The sequence below is a fragment of the Eisenbergiella sp. OF01-20 genome, from assembly GCF_003478085.1.
GTDB lineage: Bacteria > Bacillota > Clostridia > Lachnospirales > Lachnospiraceae > Eisenbergiella.
The window spans coordinates 56,981-78,765 of the sequence record NZ_QUES01000027.1; the positions used below are offsets into that span (position 1 = coordinate 56,981).

At 51.3% G+C, this 21,785-nt stretch carries 22 protein-coding genes; all 22 read right to left on the reverse strand.

The window, feature by feature from the left end; translation table 11 throughout:
• Positions 1-46 precede the first annotated feature (46 nt).
• Complete coding sequence (locus DXA36_RS23665) at positions 47-652, reverse strand: nucleoside recognition protein (RefSeq protein WP_118681929.1); 606 nt, start codon at positions 650-652, stop codon at positions 47-49.
• A gap of 85 nt (positions 653-737) precedes the next feature.
• On the reverse strand, positions 738-1,481 hold the full coding sequence (locus DXA36_RS23670) for an amino acid ABC transporter ATP-binding protein (protein WP_118681903.1): 744 nt from the start codon (positions 1,479-1,481) through the stop codon (positions 738-740).
• Entirely contained in the window at positions 1,471-2,223 is a 753-nt protein-coding gene (locus DXA36_RS23675) for an amino acid ABC transporter permease (protein ID WP_118681930.1), read from the reverse strand. The genes DXA36_RS23670 and DXA36_RS23675 overlap by 11 nt, the downstream gene beginning before the upstream one ends.
• A 166-nt stretch (positions 2,224-2,389) precedes the next feature.
• Positions 2,390-3,292, reverse strand: a complete 903-nt coding sequence (locus DXA36_RS23680) for a transporter substrate-binding domain-containing protein (RefSeq protein ID WP_243114727.1) — start codon at positions 3,290-3,292, stop codon at positions 2,390-2,392.
• A 398-nt stretch (positions 3,293-3,690) separates the two neighbouring features.
• Positions 3,691-4,653 (reverse strand): beta-ketoacyl-ACP synthase III, encoded by a 963-nt coding sequence (locus DXA36_RS23685; protein WP_118681905.1) that lies wholly within the window; start codon positions 4,651-4,653, stop codon positions 3,691-3,693.
• A gap of 73 nt (positions 4,654-4,726) precedes the next feature.
• Positions 4,727-5,812 carry an NAD(P)H-dependent flavin oxidoreductase gene (locus DXA36_RS23690; protein ID WP_118681931.1) on the reverse strand — a complete coding sequence of 362 codons (1,086 nt, stop codon included), beginning with the start codon at positions 5,810-5,812 and terminating at the stop codon, positions 4,727-4,729.
• 19 nt (positions 5,813-5,831) lie between these two features.
• Positions 5,832-6,272: a 3-hydroxyacyl-ACP dehydratase FabZ gene (fabZ, locus tag DXA36_RS23695; protein ID WP_118681906.1), complete on the reverse strand. Its 441-nt coding sequence runs from the start codon at positions 6,270-6,272 to the stop codon at positions 5,832-5,834.
• Between the two features lie 12 nt (positions 6,273-6,284).
• The gene (fabF, locus tag DXA36_RS23700) at positions 6,285-7,520 is read right to left on the reverse strand and encodes a beta-ketoacyl-ACP synthase II (RefSeq protein ID WP_118681907.1); all 1,236 of its coding nucleotides are present in this window, start codon (positions 7,518-7,520) and stop codon (positions 6,285-6,287) included.
• 87 nt (positions 7,521-7,607) lie between these two features.
• Positions 7,608-8,348 (reverse strand): 3-oxoacyl-[acyl-carrier-protein] reductase, encoded by a 741-nt coding sequence (gene fabG, locus DXA36_RS23705; RefSeq protein WP_118681932.1) that lies wholly within the window; start codon positions 8,346-8,348, stop codon positions 7,608-7,610.
• Positions 8,348-9,256 carry an ACP S-malonyltransferase gene (gene fabD, locus DXA36_RS23710; protein ID WP_118681908.1) on the reverse strand — a complete coding sequence of 303 codons (909 nt, stop codon included), beginning with the start codon at positions 9,254-9,256 and terminating at the stop codon, positions 8,348-8,350. The genes fabG and fabD overlap by 1 nt, the downstream gene beginning before the upstream one ends.
• A gap of 291 nt (positions 9,257-9,547) precedes the next feature.
• Positions 9,548-10,471: an enoyl-[acyl-carrier-protein] reductase FabK gene (fabK, locus tag DXA36_RS23715; protein ID WP_118681909.1), complete on the reverse strand. Its 924-nt coding sequence runs from the start codon at positions 10,469-10,471 to the stop codon at positions 9,548-9,550.
• Entirely contained in the window at positions 10,471-10,704 is a 234-nt protein-coding gene (acpP, locus tag DXA36_RS23720; RefSeq protein WP_118681910.1) for an acyl carrier protein, read from the reverse strand. Before acpP ends, fabK begins: the two co-directional genes overlap by 1 nt.
• Before the next feature lie 71 nt (positions 10,705-10,775).
• Positions 10,776-11,636: a 16S rRNA (cytidine(1402)-2'-O)-methyltransferase gene (rsmI, locus tag DXA36_RS23725; RefSeq protein WP_118681911.1), complete on the reverse strand. Its 861-nt coding sequence runs from the start codon at positions 11,634-11,636 to the stop codon at positions 10,776-10,778.
• A 65-nt stretch (positions 11,637-11,701) separates the two neighbouring features.
• Positions 11,702-13,162 (reverse strand): putative glycoside hydrolase, encoded by a 1,461-nt coding sequence (locus DXA36_RS23730; RefSeq protein ID WP_118681912.1) that lies wholly within the window; start codon positions 13,160-13,162, stop codon positions 11,702-11,704.
• 115 nt (positions 13,163-13,277) lie between these two features.
• On the reverse strand, positions 13,278-14,030 hold the full coding sequence (locus tag DXA36_RS23735; protein WP_118681913.1) for a tRNA1(Val) (adenine(37)-N6)-methyltransferase: 753 nt from the start codon (positions 14,028-14,030) through the stop codon (positions 13,278-13,280).
• A complete protein-coding gene (locus DXA36_RS23740) occupies positions 14,011-14,913 on the reverse strand; it encodes a PSP1 domain-containing protein (protein WP_118681914.1) in 903 nt (300 codons plus the stop codon). Before DXA36_RS23740 ends, DXA36_RS23735 begins: the two co-directional genes overlap by 20 nt.
• A 21-nt stretch (positions 14,914-14,934) precedes the next feature.
• Positions 14,935-15,924 (reverse strand): DNA polymerase III subunit, encoded by a 990-nt coding sequence (locus DXA36_RS23745; protein WP_118681915.1) that lies wholly within the window; start codon positions 15,922-15,924, stop codon positions 14,935-14,937.
• Positions 15,925-15,955: 31 nt separating this feature from the next.
• Positions 15,956-16,546 (reverse strand): guanylate kinase, encoded by a 591-nt coding sequence (locus DXA36_RS23750; RefSeq protein ID WP_118681916.1) that lies wholly within the window; start codon positions 16,544-16,546, stop codon positions 15,956-15,958.
• Positions 16,547-16,573: 27 nt separating this feature from the next.
• On the reverse strand, positions 16,574-18,097 hold the full coding sequence (gene glpK / locus DXA36_RS23755; RefSeq protein WP_118681933.1) for a glycerol kinase GlpK: 1,524 nt from the start codon (positions 18,095-18,097) through the stop codon (positions 16,574-16,576).
• A gap of 150 nt (positions 18,098-18,247) precedes the next feature.
• The gene (pyk, locus tag DXA36_RS23760) at positions 18,248-19,660 is read right to left on the reverse strand and encodes a pyruvate kinase (protein WP_118681917.1); all 1,413 of its coding nucleotides are present in this window, start codon (positions 19,658-19,660) and stop codon (positions 18,248-18,250) included.
• A 29-nt stretch (positions 19,661-19,689) separates the two neighbouring features.
• On the reverse strand, positions 19,690-21,138 hold the full coding sequence (locus DXA36_RS23765; RefSeq protein ID WP_118681918.1) for an aminotransferase class I/II-fold pyridoxal phosphate-dependent enzyme: 1,449 nt from the start codon (positions 21,136-21,138) through the stop codon (positions 19,690-19,692).
• Positions 21,110-21,763 carry an HD domain-containing protein gene (locus tag DXA36_RS23770; protein WP_118681919.1) on the reverse strand — a complete coding sequence of 218 codons (654 nt, stop codon included), beginning with the start codon at positions 21,761-21,763 and terminating at the stop codon, positions 21,110-21,112. Before DXA36_RS23770 ends, DXA36_RS23765 begins: the two co-directional genes overlap by 29 nt.
• Between the last annotated feature and the right edge of the window lie 22 nt (positions 21,764-21,785).

The window sequence follows — 21,785 nt, forward strand, 5'->3', positions numbered from 1 at the left end:
AAAACGGTGCTGTTACTATCCTTTCAATCGGCAAAAGCGGAAGGCCTTACGCCCTCCGCTTCGCATCCATGATTTTACAAATTACCACCGCCACCAACGTGGACGACAGTGTGGCAATAATGCCCGGTACAATCACGGCAGTGGGATTGACACTGCCGTACTGGCTTCGGTATGCAATAATGGATACCGGTATTAACTGCAAAGAAGAAATATTTAGAATCAAAAACGTACACATCTCATTGCTCGCCGCAGCAGGTGAGTTCCCCGTCCTCCTGCATTCTTCTTCGTTCAGCTTCTGCAGCTCCTCCATTGCCTTAAGCCCTGCCGGTGTACATGCCCAGCCCAGCCCCAGTATATTGGCGATAATATTTGTGGATATGTATTCCCTTGCCGCATGGTTTTTAGGAATACGTGGAAAAAGGAAGGAGATAAACGGTTGGATCCCTTTGGTCATCGATGCAATCAGACCGGAATTTTTAGCAATTTCCATCAGCCCAACCCAAAGCGCCATAATACCCGTCATTGTGATACATAGCTGTACCGCTTCTCCCGCACTGTCCAGAGCCCCGTTGGCAACCGCTTCGATGTTGCCGGTCAGCGCGCCGTAAATAACCCCTATGGCAATCATAACCGCCCAAATATAATTCAGCATAAAAAAGTCCTTTTTTATACCATTATATTTTATTTCTTCCGGAAAAGAACCATTACTGCTGTCCGTATACGCAATCCGCCGGCTTTTATAATACCTTGGATAGGAACTCCTGAAGCCTTGGATTCCTTGGGTTATCAAAAAATTCCCGGGGTGCGCTTTCCTCTTTAATGATCCCGTCGTCCATAAAGAGGACCCTGCTTCCCACTTCCTTTGCAAAACCCATCTCGTGGGTAACAATCACCATGGTCATACCGTCCCTTGCCAAATCCGACATAACACCCAGAACCTCTCCTACCATCTCCGGATCCAGGGCGCTCGTAGGCTCGTCAAAAAGCATCACATCCGGGTGCATGCAAAGGGAACGCACAATAGCAATACGCTGCTTCTGCCCGCCGGAAAGCTGGGAAGGATAAGCATTTGCCTTTTCCGGCAATCCCACTCTCTCCAGAAGCTTCATTGCCTCCTCCTCCGCCTCTTTCCTGGAACGCTTCAGAAGCTGGATGGGAGCGAGAGTCATATTCTGCAGTATGGTTTTATGGGGAAACAGGTTAAAATGCTGGAACACCATACCGATATGCTGCCTGTACAGGTTGATATTGGCTTTGGGATCCGTGATATCCTTTCCTTCAAAAAGGATCTGCCCCCCGGTAGGTTCCTCCAGCAGATTCAGGGAACGAAGGAAGGTGGACTTCCCGGAACCTGAGGGTCCTACTATAACCACAACCTCCCCCTGGGATATTGTGGTGTTGATGTTTTTAAGAACCTCGATATCCCCGAAGGATTTGCAAAGATTCCTGATTTCAAATAAAAGCTGTCCGTCAGCGTTCATTCGTCCGTAACCTCCTCTCCAGTCTGGAAACACCTGCTGCCAGCAGGGATACAATCGCCAGGTAAATCAATGCCACGGCAATCAGAGGCATAAAGGCGGAATAAGTCTGGCTGCGGATAACATTACCGCCATGGGTCAGATCGGTCAGGGCGATATATCCGCTGATTGAAGTTTCTTTTAACAGCACAATAATTTCATTTCCCAACGCAGGGAGCACATTTTTCAGTGCCTGGGGCAGTATGATATGCCACATGGTAGCCGGATAGCCGAAGCCAAGGCTTCTTCCCGCTTCAAACTGGCCGATATCGATCGCCATGATACCGGAACGCACGATTTCCGCCACATAGGCGCCGGAATTAATTCCGAAAGCCAGAATGGCAACCACCCGTTTGTCGATGGAAACACTGCCGAAAATAACATAATACATAATCAAAAGCTGAATCATAGTAGGGGTACCCCGGATTACCGTCAGGTATAACTGACAGATAAAATCCACCAGTTTAAACAGGTAATAGCCCAGCAGCTTTCTGATATACACACCCTTTTCTTTGATTTTAGCCGGCTTCTTTATCCCGCTTTTTACCGCGCTGGAACGGACAATTGCCACCAGAAAGCCCAGCACCAGGCCGAGTATCACCGCAAAAAAGGTGATAAGCAGCGTGGTTTTCAGACCGTCGGTCAAATATTTCCACCGGTTGTCCTTAATGAAGTTCAGATAAAACTGATCCATAAAATCCTGCATGTAAATACCCTCCACCATTTCTCCTTTGTCTGTTTTGTGCATCAGCCAGGCACTGTCAGGCGATCTGATAATGTCTGGCTGACGCGCAACAAACGGGCCCATGGAATTCATGGGTCCGCTTGTACATAACACATTCTGTGTAACAGTTCAGATAAGTCCGCATCTATTACTCTTTAATGATAATAACCTGCTTGGAGGAAGCATAGGAATCGGTAAAATCAACACTCTGCTGGCGATCCTCGGTAACGGTGATGCCCGCCACACCCAGATCCGCTTTGCCGGACTGGATAGCATTGATGATGGAATCGAATTCCATGTCCTCAATTTTCAGTTCATAGCCGAGTACATCGCAAACGGCCTGTGCCATATCCGCATCAATACCAACTACCTTGTCTCCCTGGTAATATTCATAAGGCTCAAAATAAGCATTGGTTGCCATCACCAATGTTCCGTTGGAACGATCCACGTCTGCAGGAGATTCATAAGGGAACTGTCCCTTTGTGTCATCCCCGATATAATTCTTAACAATATTATCCAGCGTCCCGTCTTCCTTCAGCTGTGCCAGCGCTTCGTTGATTTTTGCGGTGAGGTCAGCATTATCCTTGGAAATACAGATCGCATAATCCTCTTCCGCAAAAGGCTCTTCCAGAATCTTCAGGCCTGTGGTATTGGCAACGAATGCTTTTGCAGGCTGCTCGTCAATAATCACACAGTCAACCTTTCCCTGAAGAAGTGCCTGTACCGCATCATTCCCTTTATTGAAACGCTCGATAGTAGAACCTTGTTCTTCATAATCGGATGCATAAATATCCCCGGTGGTTCCAAGCTGAACACCGATTGTTTTTCCGGGAAGATCATCAATGCCGGTTACCTTCCCTTCCGCGGCGGGTTCCTGTGCCTCGGTGGATTCTGCCGCTGCGGCGGAATCGGAAGCTGCCTCTGTGCCTGCTGCCTCTGTGCCTGCCGCAGCGGGTTCGCTTCCCTGGGTCCCCTGTGCGGAGTTTGAACAGGCCGCGAGAGAAACCGTCATACATACAGCCAAAGCTGTTGCCAAAATTTTTTTCATCATACTCTCCTCCTTGCGCCAAAGTGCGGTGCACCCTGATGCGCTGTTCTGAATATATTGTATAATTATAACTGTTCTATCCCTTCACAGTTGTTGCCAAAATCCATCCTGAATCGCCTTCGGCGATGGATTCTGACACTCCTGAACCACTTTCTTACGGCCGGGTGCGCCGTCCTGTTGGATACTTACGCATAATTATACATTAATCACAATTTATATTAACATATTTATTTCGAAACACAAGCGGTATTTTTCACAAAATAAAGAGAGGATGTGGAAAAGGTTTTTTTCACTTTTACTCTGTACTGCCTGTTTTTGCAGGGGTACAGACAAGGGAGGGCAAAAATCCGTGATTTTCACCCTCCCCTGAACGCTTCCTTTATCCCTGTTTTATAAATATACTACCACTCCATCACGGCAGTCCCCCAGGACAGCCCGGCGCCGAAACCGCAGAGTACGATCTTATCCCCTCTTTCCAGCCATCCCTTCCGGTTACACTCGTCCAGAAGAATCGGCACACTGGCAGCGGAAATGTTTCCACAATGATCCAGACTTACAGGGAACTTATCCACAGAAATATGCAGCCTTTTGGAAACAGACTGGATAATCCGCAGATTAGCCTGGTGCAGGAAAAAGTATTTGATATCCTCCGCCTGCAGATCTGCCTTTTCCAAAGCCTTGCGTATGGAGGCCGGGACGGTGGTCACCGCGAACTTATATACCTCCTGTCCGTCCATATGCACATAGTCCGGACGGGTATCCGACTGCACCAGGAGGTTATTGTTCTCCCTGTTGCGGCACACAAGAGCGTTTCCCCTGCTTCCGTCGCAGCCCTGATCAAAGCTGAGGATCCCCACATCCTCTTTTCGTATCACGGCCGCGCCGGCGCCGTCCCCAAACAGCACACAGGTGCTTCTGTCCGTCCAGTCCATGATCCGGGACAGCGTTTCCGCTCCCAGGACAAGGGCATTCTGAAACCGTCCCGTACCCAGGAAGGCATCCGCCGTCTCCAGGGCAAACAGGAAGCCGGAGCAGGCCGCATTGATATCAAAGGCCATAGCCTTTGTGGCGCCAAGACGGGCCTGCAGTTCACAGGCTGCCGACGGGGTCACATGATCTGCCGTAATCGTCGCCGCCAGAATCAAATCCAGATCCTCCGGAGCGATCCCCGCTTCCTCCATTGCCAGTCTGGCTGCCTGCTCCGCCATGTCCGTGGTGGTTTCCTCTCTGGCAATCCTTCTTTCCCGGATTCCGGTACGGCTGGTTATCCATTCATCCGATGTATCCATTTTGGTGGAAAGCCAGTCATTTGTTACCCGTGCTGCCGGAAGGCAGCTTCCTGTCCCTATTATTCTGCTCCTCATCTCTTCCTCCATGCCGCTGTCCGGGAATGTCCGGCCCCTATCCGTCAGGATGCTGTGCCGGTACTCCCTCCATCTATTTTAAAGCATCTGCAACCTCATCCAGGATCGTTCCCACCGTTTCCATTCGTTCCGACCGGCAGGCATTGCTCCCGCAGAAGAGCAGGCCGTTTTCCACATCCCCTTCCACTGCGCGTATCAATGCCTCCGTAATACAGTAAGGCGTATCCGCAGGGTTACAGGTCTTAATGCAACCATGACATTTCCCATGGGGAATAGCCCCTTTTCCCGCCTTTTGCAGAAAGGTGTTCCGGATAGCGCGTCCGGGCATTCCCACCGGGCTTTTCACCAGTACAATATCTTCTTCCTTCGCATCAATATAGGCCTGTTTATAAGCAGGATGGGCATCGCATTCCTCCGTGGTCACAAAGCGGGTAGCCATCTGTACGCCGGATAACCCGCGGGAAATCCACTTGCCGGCTTCTTCTCCGGTATAAACTCCTCCGGCCATAACCACAGGTATTTCTTTCCCCTGTTCCTTTCCGAATGCCTCTGCGGCTTCCAGAATCCTATCCGCCTCTTCTTCAAAGTGCATACCCGGGATATCCCGGAGCTGTTCCTCCGTAAACCCTAAGTGCCCTCCGGCCAGCGGGCCTTCTATCACTACCATATCGGGCAGATACTTATATTTTTTCATCCAATAGCGGAAGATCACATTGGCAGATTTCAGGCTGGAAACAATAGGCACCAGCTTCACCGGACGTCCGTTTCCCGGAACCGGTACGCCCGCAGCAATTTCCGGCAGTGTTACCGGCAGGCCTGCTCCGGATATAATCACATCGGCGCCCGTCTCTATGGCGGCTCTTACATATTCCTCATAATGCCGGGTGGCTACCATGATATTTACACCCACAATGCCGCCATGTGCAAGCTCCTTCGCCCTTCTGATTTCCTTTTTCACCGCCCGCAGATTGGCTTCATGCGGGTTTTGATGGTAATCCGGTTCCCGGAAGCCGATTTGGGCGGTTGATATAATACCGATCCCGCCCTTCGCCGCCACAGCTCCCGCCAGCCCGGAAAGACTGACGCCGACGCCCATTCCTCCCTGTATTACGGGAATCCCGGCCGTCAGTTCTCCGATTGTTAAAGGTTTTACACTCATTTTTATCTCCCGGTCCCCGTCAGGCTTTTTCCGGTTCACTGACCACAAAGGTCAGCTCCGCCTTTGCTACCAGCTTTCCGTTTACAGTGGCTTTCGCACTGCCCACCCCTACAGGGCCCTTAACCTTACTGATCTGTGTTTCCAGCATAAGCACATCCCCCGGAACCACCTTGCCCTTGAACCGGGCACCGTCAATGCCTCCGAACAGAACCAGCTTTCCTTTGTTTTCCGGCCGGCTGAGAATAGCAACCGCCCCTGCCTGTGCCAGTGCTTCCAGAATAAGAACGCCCGGCATTACCGGCTCCTGGGGAAAATGGCCTGCAAAAAAAGGCTCATTATAGGTTACGCATTTTTTCCCCACCGCACGTACGCCCGGTTCCAGCTCTTCTATGGTATCCAGGAGCAAAAAGGGCTGCCTGTGAGGGATAATTTCCATGATCTGTTTTGTTGAAAGCTGCATAAGGCTTTCCTCCTAATCCGTGAATTTCTTAACCAGAAGACTGGCATTGTGACCGCCGAAGCCAAGGGAATTGGACAATGCATATACAATCTCTTCTTGTGCCGCCTCCCTGCAGTAATCCAGGTCACATTCCTCATCCGGTATCTGATACCCTACTGTAGCATGAATATAGCCCTCCTGCAATTCCTTCACACAGGTAATGAACTCAACGGCCCCAGCCGCCCCCAGCAGATGGCCTATCATGGATTTGGTGGAATTGATACGGATATTTTTCGCGTGCTCCCCGAAGGTAAGCTTAATTGCCCTTGTTTCAAACATGTCATTCAGATGGGTGCTGGTGCCATGGGCGTTGATATAGGTGATATCCTCAAGAGCCACTCCCGCGTCCTTCACCGCATATTCCATAGCCTTGGCTGCACCGGAACCATCTTCCGCGGGTGAGGTGATATGAAAGGCATCCGAGGAGCATCCGTAGCCCACTACCTCTGCGTAAATCGCCGCCCCTCTTTTTCTGGCGTGCTCCAGTTCTTCCAGTACAACGACACCGGCGCCCTCTCCCATAATAAATCCGCTTCGTTCCTTATCAAAGGGAATGGAACATCTGGCAGGATCCTCCGACGGACTCAGGGCGGTAAGGGCGGTAAAACCGGAAACCCCGATAGGGCAGATGCTGCTTTCCGCCCCTCCTGCGATCATAACCTCCGCATCCCCGTACTGGATGGTACGGAACGCTTCTCCGATACAGTTCGTACCGGTTGCACAGGCGGTTACCACGTTAATGCTCTTTCCCTTCAGGCCGAACTGAATGGATACATTTCCTGCCGCCATATTGCTGATCATCATGGGCACCAGGAACGGATTCACCCGGTTAGGGCCTTTTTCCATGAGTTTATTATGTTCCCGTTCCATAGCCTGCAGGGAACCGATTCCGGATCCCACCGCTACGCCTACCCGCCAGGGATCCTCTTGTTCCATATCAAGTCCGGCATCCTCTATTGCTTCTTTCGTTGCCGCCACAGCAAACTGACAGAACGCCTCCATTCGTTTGGCCGTTTTAAAATCCATATAATTTTTAGGATCAAAGTCTTTGACTTGTGCCGCCAGCTTACATTTATATTCCGATGCGTCAAATCTGGAAATGGGGCCAAAACCGGTTTTCCCTGTCTTTACGCCCGCCCAGAACTCTTCTACCGTCAGGCCAATGGGCGTGATCGCCCCCATTCCTGTAACCACTACTCTTCTGCTCATATCTGCCTCTCATTCTGCCGTACAAACGGCCTGTAGTAACCGTTCAGACAAGCCCGGACCGTTCCTGCCTGTCATACCCGGGGACACTCAGATAGCCATCCCTCCATCAACGGAAATCACCTGCCCGGTAATATATGCGCCGCCGTCGCCAGCCAAAAACGCTACCAGCGCCGCCACATCCTCCGGTCTGCCTTCCCGTTTCAGGGGAATCCGGGAAAGGATCCCGTTTTTTGCCTCCTCCGACATCGCTGCCGTCATGTCCGTGGCTATATAACCGGGTGCCACCGCATTCACTGTCACATTCCTGCCCGCCAGTTCCCTTGCCACACTCTTTGTCAGGCCGATGACACCTGCCTTGCTGGCTGCATAATTTGCCTGCCCTGCATTCCCCAGCACCCCGGATACCGATGACAGATTGATGATCCTGCCGCCCCTTAACTTCATAAAATTCCTGTATAAATGGCGGATGGTATTAAAGGTTCCCTTTAAATTGGTATCAATCACCGCATCAAAGTCCTCTTCCTTCATACCCACCACCAGATTATCCTTTGTAATCCCTGCATTGTTCACCAGGATATCGATATGCCCGAAAAGCTCCAGCGCCTTTCGCACCATGTCACCGCAGGCCTGGAAATCCGCCACGGAGCAGGAAAGCGTCTCCGCCCTTCTTCCCATATCCCGGATCTGTGCGGCTGTCTCTTCCGCCTGTTCCCTGCTGCCTCTGTAATTCACTATCACATCTGCCCCCTGGGAAGCCAGGGTAAGGGCAATCTGTTTTCCGATTCCGCGTCCTGCCCCGGTAACCAGGGCTGTTTTTCCTTCCAGCATCATTTTATTTCCTCCAGATCCTCTGCCTTTTCCACGTTTATTACAGTGACATCCCGGTTTATTTTACGCATAAAGCCGGAGAGGGACTTTCCCGGCCCGATTTCCACAAAGGTATCAACGCCGTCCGCTATCATGCGTTCCACGCTTTCCTGCCACCTCACGGAGCTTGACACCTGCCTTACCAAAAGATCTTTTATCTGTGCGGTATCTGTAACATAATCAGCAGTCACATTGGAAAGATAAGGTACACGGATTTCCTTCAGGGAAATCCCGGCAAGAACCTGCCCCAGCTTCTCTCCTGCCCCCTTCAGCATGGGGGAATGGAAGGGGCCGCTGACCTTCAGGGGGACACAGCGCTTCGCCCCAAGCTCCTTCAGCTTATCCGCCGCTGCATTAACCGCCGCCGCTTCCCCGGTGATCACCGTCTGTCCGGGACAGTTATAATTAGCTACACTAACCGTACCCTCTATCTGTTCACAGGCTGTGGCGATGGTTTCACTGTCCAGCCCCAGAACCGCAGTCATGGCACCCCCTGAGGGAACGGCTTCCTGCATGTAAATTCCCCTTTTGCGCACGCAATAGAACAAATCCTTACAATCCATCACATCCGCTGCCGCCAGGGCCGCATATTCTCCCAGGCTCAGGCCCGCCGCCACATCCGGACGGCACCCTCTGTCCTCCAGCACCTTCAGCAATGCCACCTCTACGGTCAGCATGGCAATCTGTGTATATTCCGTAATATTTATCTGTTCGTTTTCCTCAAAGCACAGTGCCGCCACATCCAGCCCGGAGGCTTCAGATGCCTTTTGGAAAATATCCCTTGCCGCGGGGAACGCATCATAGAAGTCTTTGCCCATTCCCACGTACTGGGACCCCTGCCCCGGAAAAATAAATGCTGTTTTACCCATGATTTCCTATCTCCTATATCTGTTTTGAACGGTTATGTTGCATTTGGTTGGTAGTATGGTAGAAGTTTGGTGGTTGGTAGTTGAAAAAAAGAAAACGGCATATATTTTGATAATCGTTTTATTTGATATTCAAAATATATAGTTGTAAACAACGGATGACACGCCCCGCGAGCCATCCGTCCATCGAAAAAGACTGCCGGTATTCCCGTCTGTTAATGGGCCCGTAAGTCTTTCCCTGTTTATCTGCACAAAGAAGCCTTTAACGGAATTTCTCAAAAACGACCGAATCTGTCACCATTTCAGCAATGCACTGCCGTCATGGACAATTTCTTCAATTATCTCACGGCAGGTCTGGATCTGATTGACCATCCCTGCACACTGTCCGGCCATCAGGGTACCGTTTACCACGTCGCCTTCCATGACCGCTTTTCTCAAAGCACCCAGCGTTAAATACTCCAGCTCTTCAAAGGAAGCCCCTTCCTTTTCCAGCTTCAGATATTCCCTGGTCATTTTGTTACGGATCTGACGTATGGGATGCCCGGTGCTCATACCGGTGATTTCAGAATCAATATCCCTGGCCCTGATAACCTTCTGCTTATAATTATCATGGGCGATGGACTCGCTGGCCGCCACAAAACGGGTGCCCATCTGCACCCCCTGTGCCCCCAGCATGAATGCTGCCGCAAAACCCCTGCCGTCCGCAATGCCGCCGGCTGCAATGACCGGTATATGTACGGCATCCGCGACCTGGGGGACAAGCGTCATCGTGGTTGCGGACCCAATATGCCCGCCGCTCTCCATGCCTTCCGCCACCACTGCATCCGCTCCGGAACGCTCCATCATTTTTGCCATGGCAACGCTGGCAACCACAGGAATGACCTTCACCCCTGCTGCCTTCCACATTTCCATATATTTTGCCGGGCTTCCGGCGCCGGTAGTAACCACCTCCACGCCTTCTTCCACAATCACCTCCGCCACGCCGTCGGCATTGGGATTAAGCAGCATTACGTTCACCCCGATGGGCCTGGAAGTGAGTTTTCTCGCCTCCCGTACCTGCTCCCTCACAATATCAGCCGGTGCGCTGGCGGCTCCGATGATTCCAAGCCCGCCCGCTTCTGAAACGGCGGCAGCCAGATGGTATTCCCCTACCCAGGCCATGCCGCCCTGAATAATCGGATACTCGATTCCGAGAAGTTCCGTGACCGCTGTCTTCATTAAGCCTCGATGCCCTGTGCTTTCAGATATTCTACAACCGAACCCACCGTTGTCAGTTTTTCCAATTCCTCTGCAGGAATTTCAACACCATATTCTTCTTCTACCGCCATAACCAATTCGAAAAGGTCCAGAGAGTCAGCTCCCAGATCATCCTTGAAGGAGGAATCCTCTGTGATCGTCACACCTTCCAGATTTAACTGCTCCTGAATAATTTCAATTACTTTCTCTAACATTTTGTTATCTCCTTTTTTTGATTTTATAAAAAAGTTTGACATTCAAAGTATATTCTCTGTGCCTTTGTTTGTCAACTACTTCTTTCCTCATTTTTGATAAAATGCCGGTAAATGTCTCTCTTGCTCAGGCCCCTGTCCTTTGCCACCAGCTTCATGGCTTCTTTCCGGTCAATTCCCTGATTCTCATAGGACTTCATATGCTCCTCTATGGACATCCCGGAAAAGGATTCTTCCTTCTCCTTTTGCTTCAATGCACGGCTCTTTCCTTCCACCACAAGCACATATTCCCCCCGGGGTTCCTGTGTCTCATAATAAGGAAGGGCTTCCTCCAGCGTGGTAGGCATTACCGTCTCGAATTTCTTGGTCAGCTCCCTGCAAAGGGTAATATGCCGGTTTCCCAGCACTTCATACAGGCACTCCAGGGTACGTATCAAATGATGGGGAGCCTCATACAGGATTATGGTCCTGGATTCCTCCTTTAATTCCTCCAGCACCGCCTTTTTCTCTTTTTTATCGTCAAAAGGCAGAAACCCTTCAAAGCAAAACCTCCTGGTACTCAATCCGGAAAGGGTGAGCGCCGTAATACAGGCAGCAGGACCGGGCAGAGAGGTTACCGTAATCCCCGCCTCCTGGCACATTTTTACCAGTGCCTCGCCGGGATCCGATATGGCCGGTGTCCCGGCATCGGTAATCAGTGCGATATTTTTTCCCGCCTGCAGCTTATTTATCAAATCATATGCTTTTTCCACTTTATTGTATTCGTGATAGCTGGTCATCGGCGTCCGGATTTCAAAATGGTTCAGCAGCTTAATGCTGTTGCGGGTATCCTCCGCTGCAATCAAATCCACCGTTTCCAGTGTTTCCCGGACGCGGGGCGTCATATCCTTCAGATTTCCGATAGGTGTGGCACATAAATAAAGAATACCTGCCATTGTTTTCCTTTCTGCTGCAGACAGCGCGGTAAATGCGCCGTCCTGTCCGGGCTGTTATCCGCCCGTCATTCTCCGGCGGGTTCTTCCGCCGTTTCCTCCGGCAGCAATCCTCCCTCCGTATAACGGTTGGAAGCATTCCACAGGATCCATTCTTCATAACCGGCATCATAAACCGCCTGAATCTGGGCGCGGATTTCATCCGGCCCGTAAGGAATATGCCCCTTTACCCAGGTGGCGGTAAAATCCTGAAGCCAGGGCCGCACATTTGCCCGGATTTCCGGATTGGGGAGCAGGGGAATCCTGTTTTCAGAAACAGTACCTTCCCGTTCAGGCAGCCCATTGCCCGATACCCCGTTGTCCGATACCCCATTACCGGATACCAGTCCGGCTTCCTTCTCCCGTCCCATGCCCGCCAGCACCTTCCGGGAAGCATTCATGCTTCTGTAAATTGTTTCATAAGGCTGGGCATCCGGTACCGCCAGCCCCAGGTTCCCCGGTCCGTAATGGGACGGATAAACCATAGGGCTTATGTAATCCAGATACTTTGCCATCTCGTAATAATCCTGTCCCACTATGGAAGCATCCAGACTGCTGTCGATAATGATTCCATATACATCTGCGGATACAGGAACTCCCAGCCCGTGCAGCTCTTTTGCCGCATAAGCCGTAAATTCCGTTATTGCCTGTTCTTTATCCCTGCCCAGGGCTTCCGGGCCGAAATCCACCTTTGCCATGCCGGAATCGGTGGAGAAGCGTATGTAATCAAACTGTATTTCATCGAAACCTGCCGCCGCCGCCTGTCCGGCGATTTCCAGAAGATAGTCCCACACCTCCCGGCTATAGGGATTTACCCAGGCCAGCCCGGACTTATCCCGGAATACTTTCCCTTCCTTGTCATGCAGAGCCAGATCCGTCCGGTTTTCCGCCAGAAAAGGATCTTTAAAAGCCACAATCCTGGCAATGAGGTATATTCCATGTTCCTTGCATTTACGTATCAGGCCGGGCATATCGGATATGTACTTTTTAACCGCGCCGATATCTTCTACCAGTTCGGAATCCATTTCATATACCACATGGCCTTCGTCATTCTTCACATCAATAACCATGGCGTTCAGCTCTGTCCTGTCCACCAGATCGATCAGGCTGTCCATATTGGAGGTTCCGGCCATAGCCCCGGTAACATAGATTCCCTTTACCTTTACCCGTTCTCCGTCCAGAGAATCCGGTACGGTCCCGCCTGCAGCTTCTTGTGTGCCGTCACTCCCGCCGGCTTTTTCCGTTCCGTTCCCCGAAACCGTATCTACCTGCGTTTTGTTACCCGAAACCGTATCTTCCTGCGTCCCGTTCCCTGAAACAGTCTTTGCTTGCGTTCCGTCCTGTCCCCCGGCCCCCGCATCCTGTGTTCCGGTTTCACCGGAGGCTATCGTTTCCTTTGCCTTCCCACTGCAGCCGGCCAGATACAGGCTCGTTGCGGCAATAGCCAGAATACACAGCAATACGGCCGCAAATACCCCTTTTTTTCTCATCTTCCGTTTCTTTCCGGCCTGTGGCGCCTAACAAACGTAACCGTTCCGACCTGTCCGAACTGTTACAAACAAACCTCTATCTAATCTATGATAATAACCGATACCGGAGGAATTTTCAATACCCATATATATCATATATTTCATCTGTATAAATACCGGGTTCCCGGTATACAATCAGCGGCTTTTCCACCGACATACGGCTGCGTCCTCCCCGGTTGGCTTCCAGCAAAACCATATTGGGTTCCTTATCCACAAAAGGGTATACCAGCTGCATCCGTTTTGGCTCCAGCTTGTAACGGGACAGGGTAACCATGATCTCCGCCAGGCGGAAGGGCCTGTGCACCAGATAAAAGTTTCCTCCGGGCTTCAGCAGACGGGCCGCCTGGGACGCCACATCCTCAAAGGTACATTTGACCTCATGCCGCGCAATCGCCTTAGGCGCTTCCGGGTTGGCAAGTCCGTGGCCGCCCGCCATATAAGGGGGATTACAGGTTACGACGTCAAAAGAAGCAGCCGGAAACAAGCCCGCTGCTTCTCTGATATCCCCCTCCACAATATCTATTTTTTCTTCCAGGCCGTTCAAAGCCACGCTGCGCCGTGCCATATCCGCGCTGTCGGCCTGGATTTCCAGCCCGGTCAGATGGGAGGCACCGGTTTTCGCCTCCAGAAGGATGGGGATAATGCCGGTCCCCGTCCCCATATCCAGCACAGTCCCCCCGTCTCTCACCCGGGCAAAGCCCGAAAGGAGCACGGCGTCCATGCCAAAACAGAAGCGTTCCCTGTCCTGGATGATTACATACCCGTTGCGCTGCAGCTCATCCAGCCGTTCCCCCGGCTTCAGCCCGCCGCTACAGTTTGGATTTTTCATCCTGCTTCTCCAGTTTTTCCAGTTCCTTCAGTTCTTTCTCGTTCACATCGTTCTTCTTGTTTCTGCCGTGCCTTTTCTTAAAACGCAGTTGATCCAGGCGGTATTCCCTGATTTCCTTCTCATCATCCACATTTACAATGACCTTTACCTGCTGCCGGAGCACATTCACGCTGGACACCTCGCCCTTCAGGCCGTCGTCCGTGGTCACATAATCTCCGGTATTGGGGAGCCTGCGGTTCAAATCCTCATAGGTTTCCTCTTCATGCTTCAGGCAGCACATCAGCCTGCCGCACACACCGGATATTTTGGTGGGATTCAGGGAAAGATTCTGTTCCTTCGCCATTTTAATGGATACAGGCACAAATTCAGACAGGTGGGTATGGCAGCAAAGCCGCCTCCCGCAGATACCGATCCCTCCCAGGATTTTGGTTTCATCCCTCACGCCGATTTGACGCAGTTCGATCCTCGTCTTAAACACACTTGCCAGATCCTTTACCAGCTCCCGGAAGTCGATCCTTCCGTCTGCTGTAAAATAAAACAGCACTTTATTGTTATCAAAGGTATATTCCGCATCAATGAGCTTCATGTCCAGCCCATGCTTGCGGATTTTTTCCTGGCAGATACGGAAGGCTTCTTTTTCCTTCCCTTTATTTGCCGCTTCCTGCTCATTATCCCGATCGGTGGCAATCCGTAAAACCGGCTTTAAAGGCTGTACCACCTTGCTGTCATCCACCTCGCGGATACCGCCCACCACCGTTCCGTATTCCACGCCCCGGGCGGTTTCCACGATCACATGGTCGCCCTTGTTTATCTCGAACCGGGTGGGATCAAAATAATAAATTTTTCCCGCCGTACGGAATCTCACTCCTATAACTTTTGTCATCTATAAACCTCCCTGAGGGATCTAGTTTTCCTTCATCGTAAGGAACAAGAGCTCCATGGTTAAATCAAAATTAACATTGGCCGAAAGCCTTGACTTGGCTTTCTCCAGGGAATCAAGGATTGTCTCGATGCCCTCATAGCTCTTCTGATCCGCTTCTTTTCTAATATACTTTATTTCTTCCTTAAAAATCAAGTGATTTGCGTCATTCGTAGCTTTAAACAGCAGGACATCCCGGTACCAGATGGACAGAATGTCCAGATAGTCCGTCACATCCAGCTTGTATTCCCCGATTTTCTTGATTGCCGCCACGATTTCCGATATTTCCATATCGTGTATATATTTCAAAAGCGTTACCGCTTCTTCCTTCACTTTGTCAAAATCTTCGCTGGAAGCCAGCAGCTTGGCCCGTCCGATATTTCCCCTGGCAAACGCCACGCAGATGTTGGCCTTATAATCCGGTATCTGCATATCCTCCATAAGGAATCTGCGGACAATATCGTCACCCACGGGCTTCATATTCAGCACCACACATCTGCTCACAATGGTGGGGAGCAGCGCTTCCACATTAGTGGTGAGAATCAGCAGCACTCCATATGACGGAGGCTCCTCCAGCGTCTTTAAAAGCGCGTTCTGCGCCTGCACGGTCATTTTCTCCCCTTCGTTGATAATATATATCTTATAAGGGCTGGAATAGGGCTTAATCCCCATATCGTTATTCACCTGGCTGCGGATATCCTCCACACCGATGCTGTTTGGTTTTTCATGTGTCACCCGGATAATATCCGGCTGGTTATTGCTCTCCGCCTGCTTACAGGAATGGCATTCGCCGCAAGCCTGCGGTCCTCCCTTTTCACACTGCAGGGTTTTGGCAAAAATCCTTGCGATGAACTCCTTCCCGGAGCTGCGTTCCCCGTTAATAATATACGCATGGGACACCTTGCCTGTCTTTATCGCATTCTGCAGGTGTTCTTTCATGGCTTCCTGCCCGTAAATATCCTGAAATCCTGCCATACTCCCTCGCTTTCCCCTGTGCCGGCACCCGTTATACGCGCGTCTGTCTGATGTACTCCTTCACTTCCTCCAGGCACTTTTCCAGGCTGCTGTTCCGGAACCGTTTTTCAATCCCCGCCTCCGTTATCTTCTCTTCACTGAAATCCCCGGAATCGGCCAGAAAACGTCTGCACATTTCCTCGTATTTCGGCTCTTCCTGCTTTCTTTCCCGATCAAGCGCCCTCTGCAGGCGTTCCCCATCGTCCACTTCTATATACAGCGGCACAATATTGCTTCCGCCCACATATCTTTTTATTGCCAGAAAGGACTCCAGGGTCCCAATCATCAGATAATCCTGCCGGGCCAAATCCAGCTGCCCGTCGTCCACCGTAAAATAATACCATGGCCCGTGAAAGGTATGGTAAACCCTTTCTTCAATCACCTTACCGCTCTGACGCAGGGCTTCCAGCCCGGCCTCATCGGTAAAAAAATACTCCCTTCCGTTCTTTTCCCCGGCCCGAATGGGCCGGGTAGTATAAGGGATCAGCTTTTTCAGCTGCAATTGCCTGCATTCCAGAAGGTTCCGGTAAATCGTATCCTTGCCGGAGGAACTCTTTCCTGCCAAATAAAATATTTTTCCCATAAATACCGGTACGGCTGCTGCCAGCCGTCACTCTTCCTCCTCGGTGTCGTCCTCCGTATCCGCCGCAGCGTAGGCTATTGCACAGCGCACGGCACGCTTCCAGCCTTTCAGCTTTTCCCGCCGTTTTTCCTGGGACATGAAAGGGAGGAAGGTCTTTTCCAAAAACCAGTTTTTCCGGATATCCTCTTTATCCTTCCAGAAGCCCGCCGCAATGCCGGCCAGATAGGCCGCCCCCAAAGCCGTCGTTTCAATACATTCGGGGCGCAGCACTTCTTTATTCATGATATTGGCCTGGAACTGCATCAGGAAATCATTGGCGCTGGCGCCCCCGTCCACCCGCAGGTTTTTGAGACGGATACCCGAATCCTTCTCCATAGCCTCCAGCACATCCTGTGTCTGGTAAGCCAGGGATTCCAGTGTGGCGCGGATAAAATGTTCTTTTTTGGCCCCGCGGGTCAGCCCGACTATCGTACCTCTCGCATAAGGGTTCCAATAAGGCGCTCCTAATCCGGTAAAGGCCGGAACCACATAAACGCCGTTGGTATCCTCCACCTCCATGGCATATTCCTGGGACTGGGGCGCATTTTTTATCATACGCAGTTCATCCCGGAGCCATTGTATGGCCGCACCTGCCACGAATACGCTCCCTTCCAGCGCATAACGGATCTCTCCCTCCGTGCTGGCGGCAATCGTGGTCAGAAGCCCATTCTGAGAGGTTACAGCCTGATCCCCGGTATTCATCAAAAGGAAACAGCCGGTGCCATATGTATTCTTTGCTTCTCCCGCTTCGAAACAGCACTGCCCGAACAGGGCCGCCTGCTGATCCCCCGCCGCGCCGGCGATAGGGATCTCTCCGCCGATAACGGAATCGTCCGTATAACCGTAAATACAGCTGGACGGCTTCACCTGGGGCAGCATGGAGCGCGGTATCCCAAGCTTGTTCAGGATTTCCTCATCCCATTCCCTCTTATGGATATCAAACAGCATGGTCCGGGAGGCATTGGTATAATCCGTTACAAATACCTTTCCCTTGGTAAGGTTCCAGATAAGCCAGGTATCCACGGTGCCGAACAGCAAATCGCCGTCTTCCGCCATCTGCCTTGCACCTTCCACATTATCCAGAATCCATTTGATCTTTGTCCCTGAAAAATAAGCATCCGGCACCAATCCGGTTCTCTCGCGGATAACCGAATCAAAGCCTTCTTCCTTCAGCTTCTCAATAGTATCCGCCGTCCGACGGCACTGCCATACGATGGCATTGTATACCGGTTTTCCGGTCTTTCTGCTGAAGCAGATTGTGGTTTCTCTCTGGTTTGTAATACCGATAGCGGCGATTTCGTCAATAGCCGCGCCGATTTTCCCCATGGCTTCCACAGCCACGCTCAGCTGGGAGGACCAGATTTCCAGAGGATCGTGCTCCACCCAGCCCGGCCTGGGATAAATCTGGTTAAATTCCCGCTGTACCACGGACCGCATATGCCCTGCCTTATCAAAAAGTATGCAGCGGGAACTTGTCGTCCCCTGATCCAGAGCCATTACATATTTTTTCATCCGTACCCCCGTTCCGCGTATACGGATGCCCGCTGCCCTTTTACAGCCCTTCTCCGGCCCGGCGGCACCCGGCATCCTTCCCCCATATTATACGCTTATCCTTTGTCTTTTTATAACCGTCCGGACAAACCTCCGGACTATTACGTCATATTATACCTCAACCACACGCAGCTGGTTGGTTTTTCCGGAAATGCCGAGAGGCATCCCTGCGGTGATAATAACTTTATCTCCTTTTACAATATACCCCGCTTCCATAGCCGCGTCAATCGCCGCATGGAACAGATCCTCCGCCGTATTCTCTTCCTGGATAAGAAGCGGCATCACACCCCACTGCAGATTCAGCTGCCGCCATACCAGACGCTTCACGGTACATCCGATAACCGGGCAGCCGGCTTTGAACCGGGAAATCATACTTGCGGTAAAGCCGGACATGGTAACGCAGATGATTGCCTTTACATTCAGATCCGATGCCAGTGTACAGGTAGCATGGGAAATGGCTGTTGTAATATCCCCGTCTCCCGGAACCTCCCGTTTTTTCAGACGGCCTGCAAAATCGATATCTTCTTCCGTTCTTTCCGCAATGCGGGCCATGGTCTGTACCGCTTCCACCGGGTACTGCCCCTGTGCGCTTTCACCGGACAGCATGATCGCCGTGGTACCGTCATAGATGGCATTGGCAATATCCGTGGTCTCCGCTCTGGTAGGACGGGGATTGTGGATCATGGACTCCAGCATCTGCGTGGCGGTGATTACCTGTTTTCCCTTGGCAACTGCTTTTTTGATAATCTGCTTCTGCAGAACAGGAACCTCTTCCAGCGGTACCTCCACACCCATATCTCCTCTGGCAACCATGATGCCGTCGGATACGTCGATGATTTCCTCGAGATTTTTAATTCCCTGCATATTTTCTATCTTGGCAATGATTTTCATCTTGGAATTGTGTTCATCCAGGATTTTCCGGACAGCCAGGACATCATCCTTATTCCGTACAAAAGAAGCCGCAATAAAATCGAATCCCAGTTCTACCCCAAACAAAATATCGCTTTTGTCCGTTTCGCTGATATAAGGCATGGAAAGCTCGGCTCCCGGAACATTGACACCCTTATGGTTGGATACCGGCCCTCCGTTTACCACCGTACAGATGATATCCGTATCCGTTATTTCCTCAACGGTCATTTCGATCAGCCCGTCATCAATCAGAATCGTTGTCCCTTTATCGATGTCATGAATCAGTTCTTTATAGGTGATGGAAGCCATCTCATTGGTTCCCATCACTTCCTTTGTCGTCAGCGTGAATTTCTGGCCTGCGGTCAGCTGGACCTTCCCGCCTTCAAAATCCTGCAGACGTATTTCCGGCCCTCTCGTATCCAGAAGTGCGGCGATAGGAAGGTTTAATTCCTTGCTCACCTTCCGCATGATAGTATATTTTCCGTGCTGCTCCTCATGATCTCCATGGGAAAAGTTAAAGCGGCCCACATTCATTCCCGCCAGCATCAACGCTCTCTGCATCTCCTCACTTTGGGAAGCAGGTCCGATTGTACAAATTATCTTGGTTTTTCTCATATTAACTCCTTCCGGTGTCTGCACACCTGTCATTTAAGTATTGGTAAGTTTAAGTCTCCGGCCAACCCCGCAGTCTCTCCTGCGGTCTCCACCCCTTGTACATTCAGCTTCTGCCTCACATACAAATCTATTAACTTAATGACCTCCTCCGTTATAACCTCTCCCGGAATTACCAAAGGAATTCCCGGTGGATAAAGGTTCACATAAGTTCCTGCTGTTCTTCCTGCCGCTTTGTGTAAAGGACAGACCTCTTTTAGCGCCGTCAAAGCCTCGGAAAGCGGCAGCGCCGTCTCCAGTTCCGGATACGGGCACCCCGCCAAAGATTTTTTTTCCGGAGGAAACACACCGTTGTCCACCCTGTCAATCGCCGCCAGCGCTTCCGCCAGCCGGATCAGCCCTTCCTCCCTGTCCCAGGGAGTCACAATGGCAGTTACATACGTATCCGCTGCCATCTCCAATTGAAGATAATAACGGTTCAGAAGCTCTTTGTAAAGCGAATTTCCAGTAATTTTTGCATTAATTACGGATATCAGCAGTTTTCCCGCATCAAAAGCTTTCATACAGCCTTTTTCCATAATATCCCTGTTCATCACCCGGATATGCTCCAAACCGTCTGTTTTTTTATAAAATATCTGTAATTTCTCCGCAAATCCATCCCAGCAGCTTCCGTCCTCCAGAAGGCGGACACAAGCATCGATGCTGCCCATCAGCACATAAGAAGGGCTGCTGGTCTGGTAAATCCTTTCAAACTCCCTCACCTTTCCCCGATCCACCAACGTCCCGCACACATGCAGCAGCGCTGTCTGGGTCAGTGCCGGCAGGGTTTTATGCAGACTCTGAATCACCAGATCCGCCCCCTGGCGGACCGGGCTTTCCGGAAAAAGAGGGCTGAAACCGAAATGTGCGCCGTGAGCCGCATCCACTAGCAAAGGAATCCCGGCCCGGTGCACGATATCTGCAATTCTTTCAATATCGGAAACCACCCCGTCATACGTAGGAGAGGTAAGAATGACCGCCGATGCATCCGGACAGGCCCTCAGCGCCGCCTCCACCTGCTCCGGGCGGATGGCATCGGCTATCCCGTAATCCCGCACCGTACCCGGATACAGGAACACCGGCCTCAGTTCCCGCAGAAAACAGGCATGATACACCGATTTATGACAGTTTCTCGCCATGATGACCCTTCCGCCCTTCGGCACTGCGGCAGAAACAGCCGTAAGGATTCCGGCGGTGGAGCCATTTACCAGGAAAAAAGTCTCCTGCGCGCCAAATACAGCCGCCGCCTTCTCCTGCGCCTCCCGAATCAAGCCCTCCGGCGCATGCAGATCGTCAAATCCGTCTATTTCGGTAATATCCAGTTCCGCAATCCCGCCAAGCCGGTAAAGGGCTTCCGGCATATTCCGTTTATGCCCCGGCATATGAAAAGGATATACCTCCGATGCTGCGTATTCAGTTAATCGCTGAAGTATTCCTTCCATTTGCCTCCTGCCCGCTGTTCTTTAGCGGCTCCCGCTTCACAGTAACCCTTATTCTGCGCGGAAGCGCAGTCCAATGCCTTCCCAGGCCCTTAAACAGTTCCAGGCGCGGCCCCACCGTTTCCAGCAGGGAACAATATTTATCCGCAGCCGTCACGATCCAGGCTTCCCTGCAGCGGGGCGGAACTACCGTAAGCGGCCACATATGCTTTTTAATTATATCCTGTTCCCTCGGAGAAAGATGATATTCCTTCCTCGCATTATTCAGGGCCGTTTCCGGATGGGTAAAGCCGTGAAGATTTTTCCAGCCCTTTTTATGGGTATGATGATGCCAGTCATACAGGAAATAGTCATGGAGCAGCGCCCCTCTGATGATGTCCCGCTCTTCGCTGCGGATCCCCATCTTCTGCAGCTTTTCCCTGATATTCAGGCTGCATTCCGCCACACTGATGCTGTGGCTGTGCACCGACACGGTTCCATGCTGCATATTCCTGCGTGTATTCTGAAAATTGGCAGAATGCAGGATATCCCCTCCGTTTTTGCTTATGCTTTCCCGGATTCTCCTGCGTCGTTCCAGCCTTCTGCTCTGCTTTTCCAGCTGCCGGAATGATAATTCCCTGTTCTTCATGCTTTATCTCCCAAATCCAATT

What these genes read in the sequence shown, in the direction of transcription:
- DXA36_RS23665 (WP_118681929.1), bottom strand. Translation starts at nt 652, where the DNA reads ATGCTGAATTATATTTGGGCGGTTATGATTGCCATAGGGGTTATTTAC.
- DXA36_RS23670 (WP_118681903.1), bottom strand. Translation starts at nt 1,481, where the DNA reads ATGAACGCTGACGGACAGCTTTTATTTGAAATCAGGAATCTTTGCAAA.
- DXA36_RS23675 (WP_118681930.1), bottom strand. Translation starts at nt 2,223, where the DNA reads ATGCAGGATTTTATGGATCAGTTTTATCTGAACTTCATTAAGGACAAC.
- DXA36_RS23680 (WP_243114727.1), bottom strand. Translation starts at nt 3,292, where the DNA reads ATGATGAAAAAAATTTTGGCAACAGCTTTGGCTGTATGTATGACGGTT.
- DXA36_RS23685 (WP_118681905.1), bottom strand. Translation starts at nt 4,653, where the DNA reads ATGAGGAGCAGAATAATAGGGACAGGAAGCTGCCTTCCGGCAGCACGG.
- DXA36_RS23690 (WP_118681931.1), bottom strand. Translation starts at nt 5,812, where the DNA reads ATGAGTGTAAAACCTTTAACAATCGGAGAACTGACGGCCGGGATTCCC.
- fabZ (WP_118681906.1), bottom strand. Translation starts at nt 6,272, where the DNA reads ATGCAGCTTTCAACAAAACAGATCATGGAAATTATCCCTCACAGGCAG.
- fabF (WP_118681907.1), bottom strand. Translation starts at nt 7,520, where the DNA reads ATGAGCAGAAGAGTAGTGGTTACAGGAATGGGGGCGATCACGCCCATT.
- fabG (WP_118681932.1), bottom strand. Translation starts at nt 8,348, where the DNA reads ATGCTGGAAGGAAAAACAGCCCTGGTTACCGGGGCAGGACGCGGAATC.
- fabD (WP_118681908.1), bottom strand. Translation starts at nt 9,256, where the DNA reads ATGGGTAAAACAGCATTTATTTTTCCGGGGCAGGGGTCCCAGTACGTG.
- fabK (WP_118681909.1), bottom strand. Translation starts at nt 10,471, where the DNA reads ATGAAGACAGCGGTCACGGAACTTCTCGGAATCGAGTATCCGATTATT.
- acpP (WP_118681910.1), bottom strand. Translation starts at nt 10,704, where the DNA reads ATGTTAGAGAAAGTAATTGAAATTATTCAGGAGCAGTTAAATCTGGAA.
- rsmI (WP_118681911.1), bottom strand. Translation starts at nt 11,636, where the DNA reads ATGGCAGGTATTCTTTATTTATGTGCCACACCTATCGGAAATCTGAAG.
- DXA36_RS23730 (WP_118681912.1), bottom strand. Translation starts at nt 13,162, where the DNA reads ATGAGAAAAAAAGGGGTATTTGCGGCCGTATTGCTGTGTATTCTGGCT.
- DXA36_RS23735 (WP_118681913.1), bottom strand. Translation starts at nt 14,030, where the DNA reads ATGAAAAATCCAAACTGTAGCGGCGGGCTGAAGCCGGGGGAACGGCTG.
- DXA36_RS23740 (WP_118681914.1), bottom strand. Translation starts at nt 14,913, where the DNA reads ATGACAAAAGTTATAGGAGTGAGATTCCGTACGGCGGGAAAAATTTAT.
- DXA36_RS23745 (WP_118681915.1), bottom strand. Translation starts at nt 15,924, where the DNA reads ATGGCAGGATTTCAGGATATTTACGGGCAGGAAGCCATGAAAGAACAC.
- DXA36_RS23750 (WP_118681916.1), bottom strand. Translation starts at nt 16,546, where the DNA reads ATGGGAAAAATATTTTATTTGGCAGGAAAGAGTTCCTCCGGCAAGGAT.
- glpK (WP_118681933.1), bottom strand. Translation starts at nt 18,097, where the DNA reads ATGAAAAAATATGTAATGGCTCTGGATCAGGGGACGACAAGTTCCCGC.
- pyk (WP_118681917.1), bottom strand. Translation starts at nt 19,660, where the DNA reads ATGAGAAAAACCAAGATAATTTGTACAATCGGACCTGCTTCCCAAAGT.
- DXA36_RS23765 (WP_118681918.1), bottom strand. Translation starts at nt 21,138, where the DNA reads ATGGAAGGAATACTTCAGCGATTAACTGAATACGCAGCATCGGAGGTA.
- DXA36_RS23770 (WP_118681919.1), bottom strand. Translation starts at nt 21,763, where the DNA reads ATGAAGAACAGGGAATTATCATTCCGGCAGCTGGAAAAGCAGAGCAGA.